Here is a 15,633-nt window from a genome sequence, read left to right on the forward strand (position 1 = left end):
GGCTCAGATGGACTTCAGCGTGCCCTCGTTCGGCTCGTAGCACTTGCCGCTCATGAGGGCGTCCTGAATCGCGTCGTCCACGTCGTCGGGGTCGGCGCCGTAGCGGTCGACGATGGCCTCGACGACGGCCTCGCGGTCCGCGCCGTCGCCGTCGTCCAAGTCGGCCATGACCTCCACGACGGCGTCTTCGAGGTCCACGTCCGCGGCGTCGGCATCGTCGTCACCGTCGGCGTCGTCGGTGCCGGCGTCCGCGGTGCCGGCGGACTCGGCCGCCTTCGTTCCCGCGTCGTCCGCCGTCGCCGTCGCCGTCTCCTCGTCGGACGGGTCGACCGTCTCGGGCGACTCGGCGGCCGCCGCGTCGGGGTTCTGGGTGTCCGGACGGGGGTCGTCCGGCGACGCGGCCGGTTCCTCCGTCGCTGCGTCGGAGTCGGCCGCCGCCGACTCCGCGGGCGCGGGTGACTCCCCGTTCGTCGTCGCGTTCTCCTCGGCCGCCTGCGCCTCCAGTTCGTCGGCGTCGGGCACGTCGATGTCGGCCTCGCCGGGGTCGTCGACTTCGTTCCCCGTGGAGAACTCCGCGCCGAACTCCTCTTCTAACTCGGCGCGTTCGTCGTCTCCCATCTCGTACATCTCGCCCGAGGACGCCGTCTCCTCGTCGGCCGTCGTCGACGACCCGTCGTCGCCTGCGTTCGCCTCGGCGTCGTCAGCGTCGCCCGCGTCGAAATCGCCCAGTCCGCCCGCCGCGTCGTCCGAGTCGGACTCGGTCGTCCCGTCTCCGGTCGTCTCCGAGGGCGCGGGCGCGGACGACCCCCCCTCGAAGTCACCCAGTCCGCTCGCTGCATCGTCCGAGTCGGACGTCGCCGAGTCGCTCGTCGACCCGCCGGCGTCCGCCGTCGCGGAGGCGGCGGTCCGTTCGGTCGAGTCGGGGCCTGCATCTGCGTCCGCCTCGGACGTCGTGTCCGGCGCCTCCGTCGACGGGTCGGGGCCGGACGGGTCAGGCGTTTCGGAGGATTCGGCGGCCGCCGTCTCCATCCCGGGTTCGGTCGTCTCCCGTTCGGTCTCGGGCGACCCGGTTCCCGCGTCCGCCGTCGTACCTTCACTTTCGTTCGCGTGTGCGTCCGCGTCCGTCTCCGCGTCGGCGGTCGCACCCTCGTCCGGTGTCGTTTCGGCGGTCGGGTCGTCGCCGACCGACTCCGAGTCAAGGTCCGGGCCGGAGTCGGCGTTGGCGTCGGGTCCGGCCGCCGGACCGTCCGCGTCGCCGCTCTCGCGGACCTCGGTGAGGGCCGCGTCGCCGCCCTCGGGTTCCGTCGCGGCCGGGACGTCGGGGAGCGGACCGAGTTCGTCCGGACCGACTGCGTCGGGGTCGACGCCCAGCGAGTCGACGGCGTCGCGGTCGCCCGACACGAGTTCGAGCGCCTGCACGGCCAGCGTCCGGACTGCTTCGAGGTAGTGTTCGCTCGTGTCGTAGTGGTCGAGGGCGAGGGGGACGCCCGCCGCCAGCGACTCGCCTACGCCGCGCGCTTCGAGGGCGACGCGCAGGTCGTCGCCGCGGCGGTCCATCGCCATCGCGGCCCGCATCGTCGCCACGCGTTCGAGCGTCGCCCGCGCGGCCGCGACGACCCAGCGGTCCCGCGTGCCGGCGTCGACTTCGTTGATGCTCTCCGGGCGGACCGAGGTGAACACCCGGTCGGAGTCCTCCGGTTCGTACGTCCGCGCCTTGCCCGTGATGGAGACAAACATCGGCGGCGCCGCGCGGTCGAGGAAGTTCATCGCCTCCGGTTGGTACTGCCCGGCGTACGTGACGAACACGCCCGTCGGGTCGGCGATTCTCCCTCTGAGGACCTCCTCGTTCACCGACTCGACCTCGGTGAGGGCGCCGACGGCGAACAGGCGGTTCACGCGCGCGCCGGTCGGCGTGACGACGTAGTTCGGCGCTCGCTCCTCGTCGCCCTCGGAGTACGACAGCGTCGCGTCGTCGAACTCCGCGGCGAAGACGCGGTAGGCCACCTCGCGGCGGTTCTCGATGACGCTCATGCGGACACCTCCGAGAGGACGGTGGCAGCGCGGTCGGCGGGGTCGTCCCCCGTCTCCTCGAACTCGGTCGCTTCGAGGTTCGCGCCGTAGTCGTCCACCGAGAGGTTGCCGCGGACGCGGAACTCCCGGCCGACGACTCGGCTCCTGATTTCGTCGGCGACGACCTCCTTATCCATCGCCTCGCGGGCCGCCTCCATCGCGTCGTCCATCGGCGCGCCGTACAGTTCCTCCGTGAGGTCCCTGTCCAAGACGGCCGTCACGGTTCCGTGCCCGTCGTCGATGATGGCCTTCACGCGCATGTCGTCCTCGCCCTCGACGTCGCCGTGGGTGCGGCACTGCCCGTTCTGGAGGACGCGCCCGCAGTCGGGACAGCGCTCGATGAGTCCCGACCCGTCGCGCACTTCGAGGAGGTTGCCGACGACTTCGACGTCGAACATCCCGCCGGACCCGACGGCCTCGTCGATGCGCATCCGCGGGGCGTCCTCGTTCACTTCGACCTCTCGGGAGAGCGGCGTGACCGTGGTGAACTCCGAGAGGTTCACCTGCGGGACGCCGCGGAACTCGCGGACGTACACGTCCTCGAAGCGGAACGCCTCGCCCTCGCGGAGTTCGGGGCGCGCCCCCCAGTCGGTGAACGGCAATCTGGCCGATTCGTCGGCGACGACGCCCGACCGGATGGTCGTATCGCCGTCGCGTCCGGAGATGACCCGTTCCTCGGATTCGAGGACGCGGACCTCGACGTTGCGCCCGCGGTCGCCGGCGCGGAGGTCCACGAGGTCGGTGTCGCCGCCGGCCTCGTGGGCCGTCTCGACGGGGTCGGTCTCCACCGCGACGGTGGTACTCTGCCCGAGGTTCAGTTCGGGCTTGCCGTCCCACTCGCGGACGTTGGCGTTGCCCACGGTGACCGAGTCGCCGGCCTCGAAGCCGAAGTCCTGCCACGCGGTGTAGGATATCTTACCCGTCGCGTCCGCGAGTTCGCCCTCCCGGATGGTCTGCTCTTCGCCCTGATAGCGGATGGAGCGCTGGCCGACGGTCAGCACCCGGACGGTGACGGTGACGTTGCCGTCGTCGGTGCCGACGTCGGCTACGTCCTTCGAGGTGGGTGCGGCGCTGGCGCCGGAGTCGCCGCCGTGCTTCCGGCGGATGCTCTGTTTGGCCTCGTCTATCGGCACGCTGTACGACAGCAGGTTCTCCAGGTCGGATTTGACCTCCGCTTTGTCTACCCCGAGGGTGGAGGCGAGTTCCTCGGCGTGTTCGTCGACGTTCATCGTCGTGAACTACTGCCTCGTCGCGTAAAAAGGGTTGCCGGCGGGGGAGTCGCAGAGCACGAACTGCTAAGTGCGAGGCCGTCGCAGGACGGGGTATGAGCGACGCCGAGGCGGAGACAGCGGAGAAGGACGTCTCGTTCACCTTGACGGTCGACGACGAGGAGACGGTCATCACGATGCGCGGCGACCGGGACACCGCCGTCGTCGTCGAGTCGGAGTCGGGCGAGCGCATCTACCTGCCGCCCGAGGACTTCGAGCGGGGGGCGCGCCAGCAGAGCGACAGCCCGTACCAACCGGCCGACCGCGACAGCCCCTACCAGTCCTCGCGCAACGACAGTCCCTACCAGTCCGCCCGCGACGACTCGCCGTACCAGGCCGCCCGGCAGAGTCTCCCCCGCGAGGGGTTGGTTTCGACGGCCGACGGCTACCGAATCCGACACCCCGAACCGGTCACCGACGTGCGACTGCTTCGATAAGAGGCCGGGCCGCCGCGGGCCGCCGGGCCGTTCAGTTTTCCGTGTTCACTCGCCAGCGATGCGCTCGTAGAAGTCGATGGTCGCGTCGACCACGTCCTCCCACGTGACGGGGTCGTACTCCGGTGGCCCCTCCAGGGAGAGGCCGTAGTCGATGCCGTCGGCGATGGAGTCGGAGGCGGGTTCGACCTCGATAACGCAGTCGTCGGGGAGCACCTCGTTGACGCCGCTCTCGGTGGCGACGACGCGCGTGCCGGCCGAGAGCGCCTCCGTGATGGTGATGCCGAACGGCTCCGAGAGCGAGGGCGAGACGAACAGGTCCGCCGAGGCGTAGTAGTCGCCGAGTTCCTCCTCGGGGATGTAGCCCGCCCACTCCAGTTGGTCCTCCACGTCGAGCAGTTGGGCGAACTTCTTCAGTTGCGCCGTGAGGTGCCCCGACCCGCCGACGACGAGGGTCACGTCGTCGCGACGGAGTTTCTCCATCGCGTAGACGAGGTGGGAGATACCCTTCTGGTCGGTGTGCCGACCGACGAAAAACAGCATGTCGCCGTCGATGTCGAGTTCCTCTTTCAGGTCTCGACCGGTCGTTTCGCACTTCGAGAAGCCGTTGTAGATGACCTCGGGGTCGCCGCCGTACAGTTCCTTGACCCGCCCCGCGGTGAGTTCGCTCACCGCCAGCAGGTGGTCGCAGCGCTCGGCGATTCGGCGCTCGGTCTCGACCTCTCTTTTTGGCGGGTCGAGGTTGCGGTCCGACGACAGCGAGTGGAACGTCGTCACCCACTCCACGTCCGCGTTCGACTTCGCGCGCGAACCGGGGCCGTAACCGAACCAGTCGTGGGTGTGGACGATGTCGGCGTCCTCGGCGCGTTCGGCGAACGCCGAACTGAGCCGACCGATGCGGGTGATGATATCCCCCTGCCCGGTCGGAACGCCGTGTATTCCATCCCTGTCCTCCGGCGCGTACTCCGCCGGAAGGACGAGTTCGATGTCCACGCCACGCGCTCTGAGTCCGTCGAACATCTCCCCGACGTGGGTATCGAGACCCCCACTCACGTTCGGCGGGAAGCCCCAGCCCAGCATCAGCACTTTCGGCGGCATTCTGCAGAGAACTACCACGGTGGCGTATATATAACTCCTGTCCGCCTTCGTCGGACGCCGCGCGGTTCGACCGCCGCGCCCGGTCGGCGCCGTCGACCGAAACCCGTTTTCGGCTCTCGTCCCACGGGACGGTATGCACGTCGTCGTCAACGCCGCCGCGAGCGTCGACGGGAAACTGTCGACGCGGCGGCGCGAACAGGTGAAGATCAGCGGCGCGGACGACTTCGCCCGCGTCGACCGCGTCCGCGCCGACAGCGACGCCGTCCTCGTCGGCGTCGGCACCGTCCTCGCGGACGATCCGCATCTCACCCTCGACGGCGACGACTACCGGGACGAACGGCGGACGGCCGGCCGCGACCCTTCGCCCGCACGAGTCGTCGCGGACTCCCGCGCCCGGACGCCCACCGACGCCAGAATCCTCGACGACGCGGCGACGACGTACCTCCTCGCGAGCGAGGCCGCCCCCGAAGACCGGGTCTCGGCCCTCCGCGAGGCGGGCGCGGAGGTAGTCGTCGCCGGCCGGACGCGCGTCTCCTTCCCCGACGCCCTCGCGGAACTCGAATCGCGCGGTGTCGAGCGACTCATGGTCGAGGGCGGCGGCGAGGTCATCTTCTCGCTGTTCGAGGACGGTCTGGTCGACGAACTCACCCTGTACGTCGGGTCGGTGGTGTTCGGCGGCCGCGACGCCCCCACGCTGGCCGACGGCGAGGGGTTCGTCGAGTCGTTCCCCCGACTCGAACTCCGGGACGTCGAACGAATCGACGACGGCGTCCTCCTCGGGTACGACGTCCGCTGAGCCGACGCCGTCACGCGCCGGTCACCCGACCGGTCGTGCGGCGAGTCGACATTCCCTCTCAATAGTTAAGGGCGTCCCGCGAGTACCCTCCGGTAATGAGTACGCCCGAAAGCAAAGGCAGCCCCGTTCACGTCGAGAGCCAAGACCACCTCGAACAACTCGTCTCGGAGCACGACGTGGTGCTGGTGGACTTCCACGCGGACTGGTGCGGACCGTGCAAGATGCTCGAACCGACCGTCGAGGAAATCGCCGCCGAAACGGACGCGCTGGTCCTGAAAGTCGACATCGATGAACTGCAGGAACTCGCCCGCGACGAGGGCGTCCGCTCGGTACCGACGCTGCAGTTCTACCAAGGCGGCGAGCAGGTCAAGCGCGTCATCGGCGTGCAGGACAAAGACGACCTCCTCGACATCATCGAGGAACTGTCGAACTGAAGGCGTCTGCGACGACGCCGTTTTTCCGATTCGACTACCGACCCGAGAGCGCGCCGACGACGACGCGGTGTCCCGTCTCGGCGACGTGTTCGCTGCGCACCTGCGCGGCCGCCACGCCGGTCCGCTCGACGGACTCGGTCGGGCAGTCGCGGCAGACGACGTGGTAGCGCGCGGACGCGTTCGAACGGTCGGATTCCGTTTTAGACATACTTCGAGACTGTCCTCCACAGATATAGGTACGACTCGCCTAGCCGGGGGTTAGTGACTTCGTTCGGCCGGTAATCGAGTCATTAACGGCCCTTTCCGTCGACGGCGGCGATTCGAACGAGGAGTCTCAGAACGGCGCGTCGTCGCGACTGCGCGCGAACGGGTCCTCGGGAGCGTCGTAGTCGAACGACCCGCCCGTCGTCGCGTGCACCTGCGATATCTCCTCGAATTCCGTCACCATTCGGGACTTCAGCGCCTGCACCGTCATCGGTGAGATGCCGCACCCCGAGCAGGCGCCGCCGAGCGAAATCCACACCTCGCCGGATTCCTCGTCAACGGCGTCGATGCCGGCGGTGCCGCCGTGCATCTGAATCTGCGGGAAGTTGCGCCGCATGAACTGGGCGAGTCGGTCTTCGAGGGTGGCGGCGTCGTCCGCGGTGTCGATACTCATGACCGGGCGGAGGCGTGCGGTCGATATAGCGCTTCGCTCCCCCGGCCGCGCGGGCCGGTTTCGGGGAGGGCTTTTTAATTCGGAGCGAGTATCACGTCGTATGATTTCACTCGACGAAGCGGTGACCGCCCGGCTAGAGTCCCACGGCGAACGCTTCGAGGTGCTCATCGACCCCGACGCCGCCCTCGCCATCAAGCGCGGCGAGTTCGAGGGAGAACTGGAGGACGTCATCGCGGCGGAGGACGTCTTCGAGGACGCCTCTCGCGGCGACAGACCGGCCGAAGAGGACCTCGAAACCGTGTTCGGGACGACCGACCCGATGGAGATAATCCCGGCGGTGGTCGAACGCGGAGAGATACAGATCACGGCCGAGCAGCGCCGCGAGATGCAGGAGCAAAAACGCAAACAACTCATCAACACCATCGCGCGCAACGCCGTGAACCCGCAGATGGACAACGCCCCGCACCCGCCGGACCGCATCGAACGCGCCCTCGAACAGGCGGGGTTCAAAGTCGACCCGATGGAGACGGTGGAGTCGCAGGTGGACGACGCCCTCGAGGCCCTCCGGCCGGTCATCCCCATCCGCTTCGACGAGGTGACCGTCGCCGTCCAGATTCCCGCGGAGTACGCCGGGAAGACGCAGGCGCAGGTGCGCGAGTACGGCGACTTGGAGCGCGAGGAGTGGCAGAACGACGGGTCGTGGGTCGGCGTCATCACGTTCCCGGCGGGGATGCAAAACGAGTTCTACGACATGGTGAACGACTACACCTCCGGCGAGGCCGAGACGCGAATCGTCAAGGACAAAGACGAACTGAGCACCCGGTGAGCGGGGCGGAAACGCGCGGGCGGTGAAGGGACGAGCGGAAAGAAAAGCGGACGAAGAACGGAGACGGCAGCGGAGGGGTCTCGAAGGCGTCGGATTATCCCTTCTTGAAGCCGACGAGGAAGCCGCCGGTGAACCCGGCGGAGACCGAGAGCGTCGAGAGGAGGGTCGACAGCCAACTCGGCGGCGCCCCGGAGGCGGCCGTCTCGGTGGTCTTCAGCATCCCGGCGGTGAGCCGTTCCCAGTCGACCGCGAGTATTCCGCGCGATTCGAGGAACTTGAACAGCGCCATCTGCAGACCGACGACGACGGCGAGGAGCTTTGCGACCTTCTTCGCCGCGAAGCCGATGATTCCGCCGACGACGGCGCCGCCCCCGAACTCGAAGCCGAGCGCGGTGGGGTCGAGTGATAGCTGTAGCGGGTCGGACATACCTCGACCTGTACGGTCAGATTATATAACTTTTGTGTGAGTGTACAGGTCAGAGACAAAACTTGTTGGCGGCGGTGATGGTATCGGCCGTCGCGGGGAACTTACAAGTCGCGCGGCGCCCAATTCGAGGGTATGAACCGCGAACAGACGACAGGCGGGACAATCGAGGTGACGGACCGGCATCTCCCCTGAGTCGCTCCGAACGGCGTTCACGTGCGGCGGCGTCGCTCGCGTGCACGCGCAAGCGAACTACCGGCGAGCGGTCGGGAGTCACCGATGAGCGACGGCACTCCGGCCGTCGTCGCAAAGCGCGTCGACGCCGGCGAGTCCGCGGACCTCTCGGAGATAACGGACCTCGCGCGCGCCGCGGGGTACGAGGTGGTCGGCGAACTCTCGCAGTCCCGCGAGGAGGACGCCGCGTTCCACTTCGGCGAGGGGAAAGTCGACGAACTCACCGCCCTCGCCGTCGACGCGGACGCCGCAGTGGTCATCGTCGACAACCGCCTCGGCCCCTACCAGACGTACAACATCGGCGGAAAACTCCCCGAGGGCGTCGAGGTCATCGACCGCTTCACGCTCATCCTGGAGATATTCGGCCAGCGGGCGAACACCCGGAAGGCCCAACTGCAGGTCGAACTCGCGGAACTCCGCTACGAACTCCCGCGCGCGGAGGCGAAAGCCTCCCTCGCCAAACGCGACGAGCGACCGGGGTTCATGGGGCTCGGCGAGTACGACGAGTCGCGCGAACAGGACATCAAAGCCCAGATTTCGCGCATCAAGAACGAACTCGACGCCATCGCCGACAAGGAGGAGACGCGGCGCGAACAGCGCCGCGAGTCCGGGTTCGACCTCGTCGCCCTCGCCGGCTACACGAACGCCGGGAAGTCGACGCTGATGCGCCGACTCGCCGAGGACCTGGAGGTCGGCGAGAACGACGATTTGCATCCGGATTTGGACCCGACCGCCGAGTCCGAGGACCGCCTGTTCACCACCCTCGGGACGACGACGCGCCGCGCCGAGACGGGGACGCGCGACGTTCTCCTCACCGACACCGTCGGCTTCGTCTCGGACCTGCCGCACTGGTTGGTCGAGTCGTTCAAGTCGACGCTCGACTCGGTGTACCGCGCCGACCTCGTCCTCCTCGTCGTCGACGCCTCCGAACCCGTCGAGGAGATGCGCGACAAACTCGTCACCTGCCACGACACGCTGTACGAGCGTAACGAGGCGCCCATCGTGACGGTGCTGAACAAGATCGACCTCGTCGACCCCGGCGAACTCGAACGGAAGACCGAGGCACTGCGCGCCCTCGCGCCGAATCCGGTCGTCGTCTCGGGGCTGACAGGCGAGAACGTCTCCGCACTCGCCGACCGCATCGAGAACGAACTCCCCGAGTGGCGCGAGGAGCGACTCCTCCTGCCGATGTCGGACGACTCGATGAGCCTCGTCTCGTGGCTGTACGACCACGGCCACGTCGAAAACGAGGAGTACGACGGCGAGAACGTCCTCGTGGAGTTCGCGGCCCGCCCCGCCATCGTGGAGAAGGCGCGGGCGAAGGCCGCCGACGTGCGAACGGGCGGCGCCGGGACGGAGGCCGGAGCCGAGACCGACGGCGGGCGTCGGAACTGAAGGCCGACGTGCGGGTCGGTACCCCCGACTCAGCCCGTCCGCTTCTCCTTCTCCACCACCTGCACATCGGAGAGACGCGTCTCCGGGTACTGACCCTCGGCGTCCTTCTCGGCCGCTTTCACCATGTCCCAGACGACGTTCAACCCAGTGGTGACGCCCTCCAAGGCCTCTATCTCACAGCCCGTCTTCCCCGTCGTCTCGACGGCGACGGACAGCGTCACGCTCTCGTCGCCCACCTCGAACTCGGTGTCGACGTTCGTGATGGGTATCTGGTGGCACATCGGGATGGTCTCCCAGGTGTGCTTGACGGCCTGAATCGCGCCGATTCTGGCGGTCGACAGCACGTCGCCCTTGCCTATCTCGTCGGCGTGAATCGCCCCGACGGTCGGCTCCGTCAGGTGAATCGTCCCGCGCGCGACGGCGCGGCGGCGGCTGTCCGGCTTCTCGCCGACGTTCACCATCTGCGCGTCGCCGTCGTCGTCGACGTGGGTCAGGTCCGACTCGTCGTCGGGTCCGCCGTCCGGGTCGCTCACTCCTCCTCACCCCGAATCGCCCGCGGGATGGTCTGCAGGAGGTCCGACGCGAGGAGGCCGCCGGCGCGTTCGTCGTCGAGGAGTTCGGCCGCGCGGCCGTTGACGAACGGGCCGGCGCAGGCCGCGTCGAAGGGGTCCTGCGTGCCGAGGAGGCCCGCGACGATACCGGCGAGGATGTCGCCGGTGCCGCCGACGGTCATCGCCGGGGTGCCCGCGCGGACGAGTCGCGTGCGCTCGCCGTCCGAGACGACATCCTCGGCCGCCTTGGCGACGACGACGTGGCCGAGGTCGGCCGCGAATGACTCTATCTCCTCGCGGGCGTCGCGGAGCGGTCCGTCGACGTCCGGCCCGCCCATCGTCGCCAGTTCCTTGCGGTTCGGCGTGCAGACCAGCGTCGCGTCGGTGTCCACCTCGGAGACGACGGCGAGGGCGTCCGCGTCGACCACGGCCTTCCCCTCGAACTGTTCGAGGAACTCTTTGGCCGCCTCCAGCGTCTCGTCGTCGTTGCCGAGACCGGGGCCGAGGACGACCACGTCGTCGTAGTCGTGGGCCGTCTCCACGAGGCCGTCGACCTGGTCGGGCGTCAGGTGGTCCCCCTCGTAATCCTGCACGATGAGGTCCTCGGCGTACCCCTGTATCTGCCCGGACACCTTCGACGGCGCGGCGACGAACGTGAGGTCCGCGCCGGCCCGGAGCGAGGACTGTCCGGAGAGGGCGGGCGCACCGGTGTAGGGGCCGCCGCCGATGACGAACACGCGCGAGTCGCCGCCGCGGACGCCCTCGCGGACCGAACGCAGGTCGCCGGGGCCGACGAACGCCTCTGCGGCCGGGGGGATACCGATGTCCGCGACGGTCACCTCGCAGTCGAGGTCCGGGAGGCCGGGCTTGTCGTCGTGGAACGTGACGACCCGGTCGGCGTCGACGGCGACGCCCTCGGCCTCGCCGGTGTCGGCGTTCACGCCGGAGGGCACGTCGACGGCGACGACGGTGGCGTCGAGGTCGTTCATCGCCTCCGCCGCGGTCGCCTCGGGTTCGCGGAGGGCGCCGGTGACGCCCGTTCCGAGCATTGCGTCGACGACGACGTCCGGGTCGCCGAGAGAGAGGTCCTTCGAGTCCGTCACCGCCTCGGCGTCGTACTCCGCGGACTGGAGGGCGTCCCAGTTCTCGCGGGCGATGTCGGTCGAGATGCTCCCGGGGCGGCCGAGCAGGCGGACCGACACGTCGTATTCGTCGAGGAAGCGCGCCGCGACGAACGCGTCGCCGCCGTTGTTGCCGCGCCCGGCGACGATAACGACGCTCGCGCCGGGGTCCGCGAGGTCGCGGACCGCGCGGGCGACGGCGTTCCCGCTCGACTCCATCAGTTGCTTCCGCGGGACGCCGAGCGCTTCGCTGTTCTCGTCCACCGCTGCCATACGGTCGCTCGAAATCATACGCGAGCGTTGGTTCGGTGCCGTGGTAAAAGAGGTGGCCCGGTCGTCGGGCGGTCCGGTTGCCCGATAGTTCGGCCTCGCTCGAAGGCGCGCGGTCGGCCGGTCCTCGCCCCCTCCCCGTTGGCCCCTTCCGGTAGCTTCCTCACCCCGGTGGCCGAATCGACCGGCGTGACCACACGACTGTTCGGCACGCTCTGCGGGTTGGTCTTTCTCGTCAACCTCGGTCGGACGGCGTTCGCGCCCCTCGTCGAGACGTTCCAGACGCAGTTCGGCGTCGGTCCGGCGACGGTGGGGGTGGTGACGACGCTCGTCTGGATGGGGACGGCGGTCCCGCGCATCCCCGTCGGCTACCTCCTCACGCGCGTCGCCCGCCACCGCGTCGTCCTCGCGACGGGGGCGCTGCTCTCGCTGTCGGCCGCGTTCACCGCCCTCGCGCCGTCGATTCTGGCGGTGCAGGTCGGGGCGTTGGGAATCGGTCTCGCCTCCGGGGCGTACTTCGTGGCCGCCGTCCCCCTCGTCGGCGAACTCTACCCCGACGCCGTGGGGCGCGCCATCGGTGTCCACGGTACCGCCGCCCAACTCGCCGCCGTCGTCGCCGCGCCCGTCGTCGTCGCGTTCGTGACCGTCGCCGACTGGCGCGCGACGTTCTGGCTCCTCGCCGTCCTTTCGGCCGCCGTCACCGCCGTCCTCGCCTACACCGCCCGCGACAGCGACGCCGTCGTCGAGCGAAGCGCCGACCGGGACTTCGTCGGCGCCCTGCGCTACTGGCGACTCATGGGCGTCGGACTGCTGATGATAGCCACCGCCGGGTTCGTCTGGCAGGGCCTGTTCAACTTCTACGTCACCTACCTCGTGACCGCGAAGTCGTTCTCGACGACGCAGGCGAGCACGATGCTCACCGTCGTCTTCGCAGCGGGCGTCCCCGCGTTCTGGCTCTCGGGCCGCCTCGCGGACCGCTTTCCGACCGTCCCCTACCTCCTGACCGTGCTCGCCGCCTACGTCGCCTCGCTGTTCGCCCTGACGGAGGTCACCGGCTTCCTCCCGGTGTTCGCCGTCACCGCCGCCATCGGCTACACCATCCACAGCATGTTTCCCGCGCTCGATACGTGGCTGCTCGGCACGCTCCCCGCGGAGGTGCGCAGCAGCGCCTACGCCGTCTTCAGCGGCGCCTCCCTGCTCATCGAGGCCAACGGGAGCGGCGTCGTCGGCGTCCTCACCGAGGCGGGCTACGCCTTCGACGACGTGTTCCGCGCGTTCGCGTTCGGCCTCGCGGGCGTCGTCGCGGCGCTCGTCGCGCTGTACGCGCTCGGGCGGATTCCGGGGACGAAGCGCCGCGCCGTCGTTCAGTGACCTCGCGGCGGCGCCCGTCTCGTGACCGGTCGCCGCGCCCGTCCCGCGAACGTTCAAATACGAGCGCGGGCCCAGCACCGACATCCCTATGACCGCCGCGACGCGAGTGAGGCGCGTGAACTGGCAGGCCGTCTTCGGCCACCCCGAACCCTACCCCGAGCAAGCCGACGGCATCGACGCCGCCGTCGACGCCGCCGAGGACGGCGGCTTCCTCGTCGTCGAGGGGGCGTGCGGGACGGGCAAGACGATGCTCGCGCTCACGGCCGGCATCGACCGGGTCCGCGACCCCGACTCCGACTACGAACGGGTGCTCGTGCTGACGAGCGTGAAACAGCAACTCAGGCAGTTCGAGGAGGACCTGCGGACCGTCAACGCGAACCTGCCCGACGACTGGAACCCGGTCTCGGCGCTGACGCTCGTGGGGAAGGCGGACGTCTGCCCCTACAGCAGAGAGAACGTCGCCGGCATCGACGACTCGACGGTGTACGACCGCTGCGAGGGACTCAGAGAGCGGACGCGAAACCTGGTCGGGGACGGTGGCCTCGCCTCCACCGGGAAACTCGTCGAGGAGGCGCGCGCGGCGCAGACGGGTCTCCTCGACTCGGGGGCGACCGGCGGCCCCGACTACCTCGAAACCGCCGGCGAACCGACGCCGTACCTTCCCGAAACGTCGGAGTACGAGGACACCGAGTACTGCCCCTTCTACGCGACGTTCCTCGACGACCTACCAGAAGAGGGCGACCCGATAGAGGCCGTCCCGTTCGACGTGACCGAGTTGGGTCTCATCGACACCGAGGAACTCGTGCGCCTGTCGGCCGGGTACGGCACCTGCCCGCACTCGGTCATGGGCGCGGTCCTGCCGCACGTCGAAGTCGTCGTCGGGAATTACTACCACGCGTTCGACCCGACGACGGTGGGGTCGTTCACGGGCGCCCTCCTCGACGAGTCGACGTTCGTCGTCTGCGACGAGGCGCACATGCTCGAACCGCGCGTCCGCGAACTCGTCAGCGACGGCGTGGGCGACGCCACCCTGCGCGACGCCGAGAACGAACTGACGCGCGTGATTCAACCCGTCGAGTTCGACGGCGACGGACGGGAGAGCGAGGACGCAGACCTCGTCCGCGGCGAACTCGAAGAGAGCGACGTGACGCTCCGCGAACTGAAGGAGACGCGCGAGTTCGTTCGGGACCTGCGCGAGGAACTCGACCGGCGCGTGACGGCGCATCTAGATGGGGAACTGCCGGACTGGCGCGCCGACCTCACCCGACTCGACGACGACGAGATTCCGCTCCGCGACCCGGAAGAACCCGCCGAGGACGAACTGACCGCATGGGCCGGCGAGAACGGGTACGACGAGGGGACGTGGGTGCGCGCGGAGTCCGTCGGCGCCGTCGTCGCCCGCGTACTGAACAGCGCCGAGGAGGAGGACGCGCGCCGCGCCGCGCCGGCCGTCGGGCGGACGCTGGCGAACTGGGCGCGCGCGGACCACACGGGCTACTTCCGCGAGATAGAACTCGACCGGACGTGGGACGAGACCGAACGGGCGGACTCCTGGCGCCGGGCGTACAACGCGCACCTCGCCCTGCACAACTGCGTCCCCGGCGACGCCATCGCCGAGCGACTGGGCGAGTTCGGCGGCGGCGTCCTCATGTCGGCGACGCTCGCCCCCCTCGACGTCTTCCGCGAGGTGACGGGGCTGAACGCCCTCGAAGCCGACGACCGTCCGGTGGTCGAACGGACGTACGGACTCGCCTTCCCCGAGGAGAACCGGGCGTCGTTCGCCGTCGATGCGCCGAAGTTCACCTACGAGAACCGCGGCCCGCCGGGCGAGGAGAATCCGACGCGGCGCGCGCACGTCGATGCCTGCGCCGAGATAGCCCGGTCGCCGGGAAACGTCCTCGTCGGGATGCCGAGTTACGCCGAGGCGGAGTGGATGGGGGGCGAGTTAGAGTCCAGACTGTCGAAGACCGTCCTCCTCGACGAGGCGTCCGACGACGGCGCGACCGAACGCCTGAAGGCCGACTTCTTCGGCGGCGAGGAGAAGGTGCTCGTGACGAGTCTGCGCGGGACCCTGACCGAAGGCGTCGACTACCGCGGCGACCGACTCGCCGCGGCCGTCGTCTGCGGCGTCCCCATCATCAACACGTCGAGTCCGCGCACGCGGGCGGTGAAGACGGCGTACGACCGGGAGTTCGGGGACGGTCCCGCGAGCGGAGCGAGCGGGAGCATGCGAGGCGGAACGTCTCGAAGCGGATTCGAGGCGGCTCTCACCGTCCCGGCGGTCCGGAAGGCCAGACAGGCCGTCGGCCGCGTCATCCGCGGCCCCGAGGAGGTTGGCGTCCGCGCCTTCGTCGACGCGCGCTACGCCCGCGATTCGTGGAACGGCGTTCGGGAGTACTTCCCCGAAGAGGAAAGAGCGGAGTTCTCGCCGGTCAGCACGGATATGCTCCGATTCGGCGTCGACCGATTCTGGTCGTCCGTCGAGTGAGCGTCGCTACCCCCCGAACTTCTCGCGGCACGCCTCCGAACAGAAGTGGCGATGCCGGACAGTGCCGTCCTCAACCCAGGTGACGACGCGGTGCGTGGGCGACTGGAGTATCGGTTCGTCGCAGTTCGCGCAGGCGGGAGCGTCGGATTCGTCGACGTCCTCCCCGAGACTAGAAGTCGGGTCTACCATCTTTCG

16 protein-coding genes are annotated in these 15,633 nt (G+C 69.1%); 7 read left to right on the forward strand and 9 right to left on the reverse strand.

What is annotated here, in order from left to right; genetic code table 11:
• Positions 1-3: 3 nt before the first annotated feature.
• Positions 4-2,031 carry a hypothetical protein gene (locus NDI76_RS07950; RefSeq protein ID WP_310923464.1) on the reverse strand — a complete coding sequence of 676 codons (2,028 nt, stop codon included), beginning with the start codon at positions 2,029-2,031 and terminating at the stop codon, positions 4-6.
• On the reverse strand, positions 2,028-3,299 hold the full coding sequence (locus tag NDI76_RS07955) for a Single-stranded DNA binding protein (protein ID WP_310923465.1): 1,272 nt from the start codon (positions 3,297-3,299) through the stop codon (positions 2,028-2,030). Before NDI76_RS07955 ends, NDI76_RS07950 begins: the two co-directional genes overlap by 4 nt.
• Positions 3,300-3,394: 95 nt before the next feature.
• On the opposite strand from NDI76_RS07955, the gene NDI76_RS07960 reads away from it, so the two are divergent.
• Positions 3,395-3,775 (forward strand): DUF7510 family protein, encoded by a 381-nt coding sequence (locus NDI76_RS07960; RefSeq protein WP_310923466.1) that lies wholly within the window; start codon positions 3,395-3,397, stop codon positions 3,773-3,775.
• Positions 3,776-3,820: 45 nt separating this feature from the next.
• Here NDI76_RS07960 and NDI76_RS07965 read toward each other — a convergent pair whose 3' ends face one another.
• The gene (locus NDI76_RS07965; RefSeq protein WP_310923891.1) at positions 3,821-4,852 is read right to left on the reverse strand and encodes a glycosyltransferase family 4 protein; all 1,032 of its coding nucleotides are present in this window, start codon (positions 4,850-4,852) and stop codon (positions 3,821-3,823) included.
• 151 nt (positions 4,853-5,003) lie between these two features.
• Here NDI76_RS07965 and NDI76_RS07970 point away from each other — a divergent pair, with 151 nt between their 5' ends.
• Together NDI76_RS07970 and trxA are read left to right on the forward strand one after the other, a co-directional pair.
• Positions 5,004-5,666, forward strand: coding sequence for a 2,5-diamino-6-(ribosylamino)-4(3H)-pyrimidinone 5'-phosphate reductase (locus NDI76_RS07970; protein ID WP_310923467.1), 663 nt, complete (start codon positions 5,004-5,006; stop codon positions 5,664-5,666).
• Positions 5,667-5,761: 95 nt separating this feature from the next.
• Positions 5,762-6,100 carry a thioredoxin gene (trxA, locus tag NDI76_RS07975; RefSeq protein WP_310923468.1) on the forward strand — a complete coding sequence of 113 codons (339 nt, stop codon included), beginning with the start codon at positions 5,762-5,764 and terminating at the stop codon, positions 6,098-6,100.
• Between the two features lie 34 nt (positions 6,101-6,134).
• Here trxA and NDI76_RS07980 read toward each other — a convergent pair whose 3' ends face one another.
• Together NDI76_RS07980 and NDI76_RS07985 are read right to left on the reverse strand one after the other, a co-directional pair.
• Positions 6,135-6,308: a hypothetical protein gene (locus tag NDI76_RS07980; protein WP_310923469.1), complete on the reverse strand. Its 174-nt coding sequence runs from the start codon at positions 6,306-6,308 to the stop codon at positions 6,135-6,137.
• 126 nt (positions 6,309-6,434) lie between these two features.
• Entirely contained in the window at positions 6,435-6,758 is a 324-nt protein-coding gene (locus tag NDI76_RS07985; protein WP_310923470.1) for a NifU family protein, read from the reverse strand.
• A gap of 100 nt (positions 6,759-6,858) precedes the next feature.
• On the opposite strand from NDI76_RS07985, the gene NDI76_RS07990 reads away from it, so the two are divergent.
• On the forward strand, positions 6,859-7,584 hold the full coding sequence (locus NDI76_RS07990) for a ribosome assembly factor SBDS (RefSeq protein ID WP_310923471.1): 726 nt from the start codon (positions 6,859-6,861) through the stop codon (positions 7,582-7,584).
• A 94-nt stretch (positions 7,585-7,678) separates the two neighbouring features.
• Here NDI76_RS07990 and NDI76_RS07995 read toward each other — a convergent pair whose 3' ends face one another.
• Entirely contained in the window at positions 7,679-8,011 is a 333-nt protein-coding gene (locus tag NDI76_RS07995) for an FUN14 domain-containing protein (protein ID WP_310923472.1), read from the reverse strand.
• A 276-nt stretch (positions 8,012-8,287) separates the two neighbouring features.
• Between NDI76_RS07995 and hflX the strand changes: the two genes are divergently transcribed.
• A complete protein-coding gene (gene hflX / locus NDI76_RS08000) occupies positions 8,288-9,637 on the forward strand; it encodes a GTPase HflX (protein ID WP_310923473.1) in 1,350 nt (449 codons plus the stop codon).
• A 29-nt stretch (positions 9,638-9,666) separates the two neighbouring features.
• Here the strand turns inward: hflX and moaC are convergent, their stop codons facing one another.
• Both moaC and NDI76_RS08010 read right to left on the reverse strand, forming a co-directional pair.
• Complete coding sequence (gene moaC / locus NDI76_RS08005) at positions 9,667-10,170, reverse strand: cyclic pyranopterin monophosphate synthase MoaC (RefSeq protein WP_310923474.1); 504 nt, start codon at positions 10,168-10,170, stop codon at positions 9,667-9,669.
• Positions 10,167-11,600 carry an NAD(P)H-hydrate dehydratase gene (locus tag NDI76_RS08010; protein WP_310923475.1) on the reverse strand — a complete coding sequence of 478 codons (1,434 nt, stop codon included), beginning with the start codon at positions 11,598-11,600 and terminating at the stop codon, positions 10,167-10,169. The genes moaC and NDI76_RS08010 overlap by 4 nt, the downstream gene beginning before the upstream one ends.
• Positions 11,601-11,768: 168 nt before the next feature.
• On the opposite strand from NDI76_RS08010, the gene NDI76_RS08015 reads away from it, so the two are divergent.
• Both NDI76_RS08015 and NDI76_RS08020 read left to right on the forward strand, forming a co-directional pair.
• Positions 11,769-12,950, forward strand: coding sequence for an MFS transporter (locus NDI76_RS08015; protein WP_310923476.1), 1,182 nt, complete (start codon positions 11,769-11,771; stop codon positions 12,948-12,950).
• An 88-nt stretch (positions 12,951-13,038) separates the two neighbouring features.
• On the forward strand, positions 13,039-15,438 hold the full coding sequence (locus NDI76_RS08020; RefSeq protein WP_310923477.1) for an ATP-dependent DNA helicase: 2,400 nt from the start codon (positions 13,039-13,041) through the stop codon (positions 15,436-15,438).
• A 6-nt stretch (positions 15,439-15,444) separates the two neighbouring features.
• On the opposite strand, the gene NDI76_RS08025 is transcribed toward NDI76_RS08020, so the two are convergent.
• A complete protein-coding gene (locus NDI76_RS08025; protein WP_310923478.1) occupies positions 15,445-15,627 on the reverse strand; it encodes a DUF7576 family protein in 183 nt (60 codons plus the stop codon).
• Positions 15,628-15,633 lie beyond the last annotated feature (6 nt).

This window comes from Halogeometricum sp. S1BR25-6 (assembly GCF_031624495.1).
Taxonomy (GTDB): domain Archaea; phylum Halobacteriota; class Halobacteria; order Halobacteriales; family Haloferacaceae; genus Halogeometricum; species Halogeometricum salsisoli.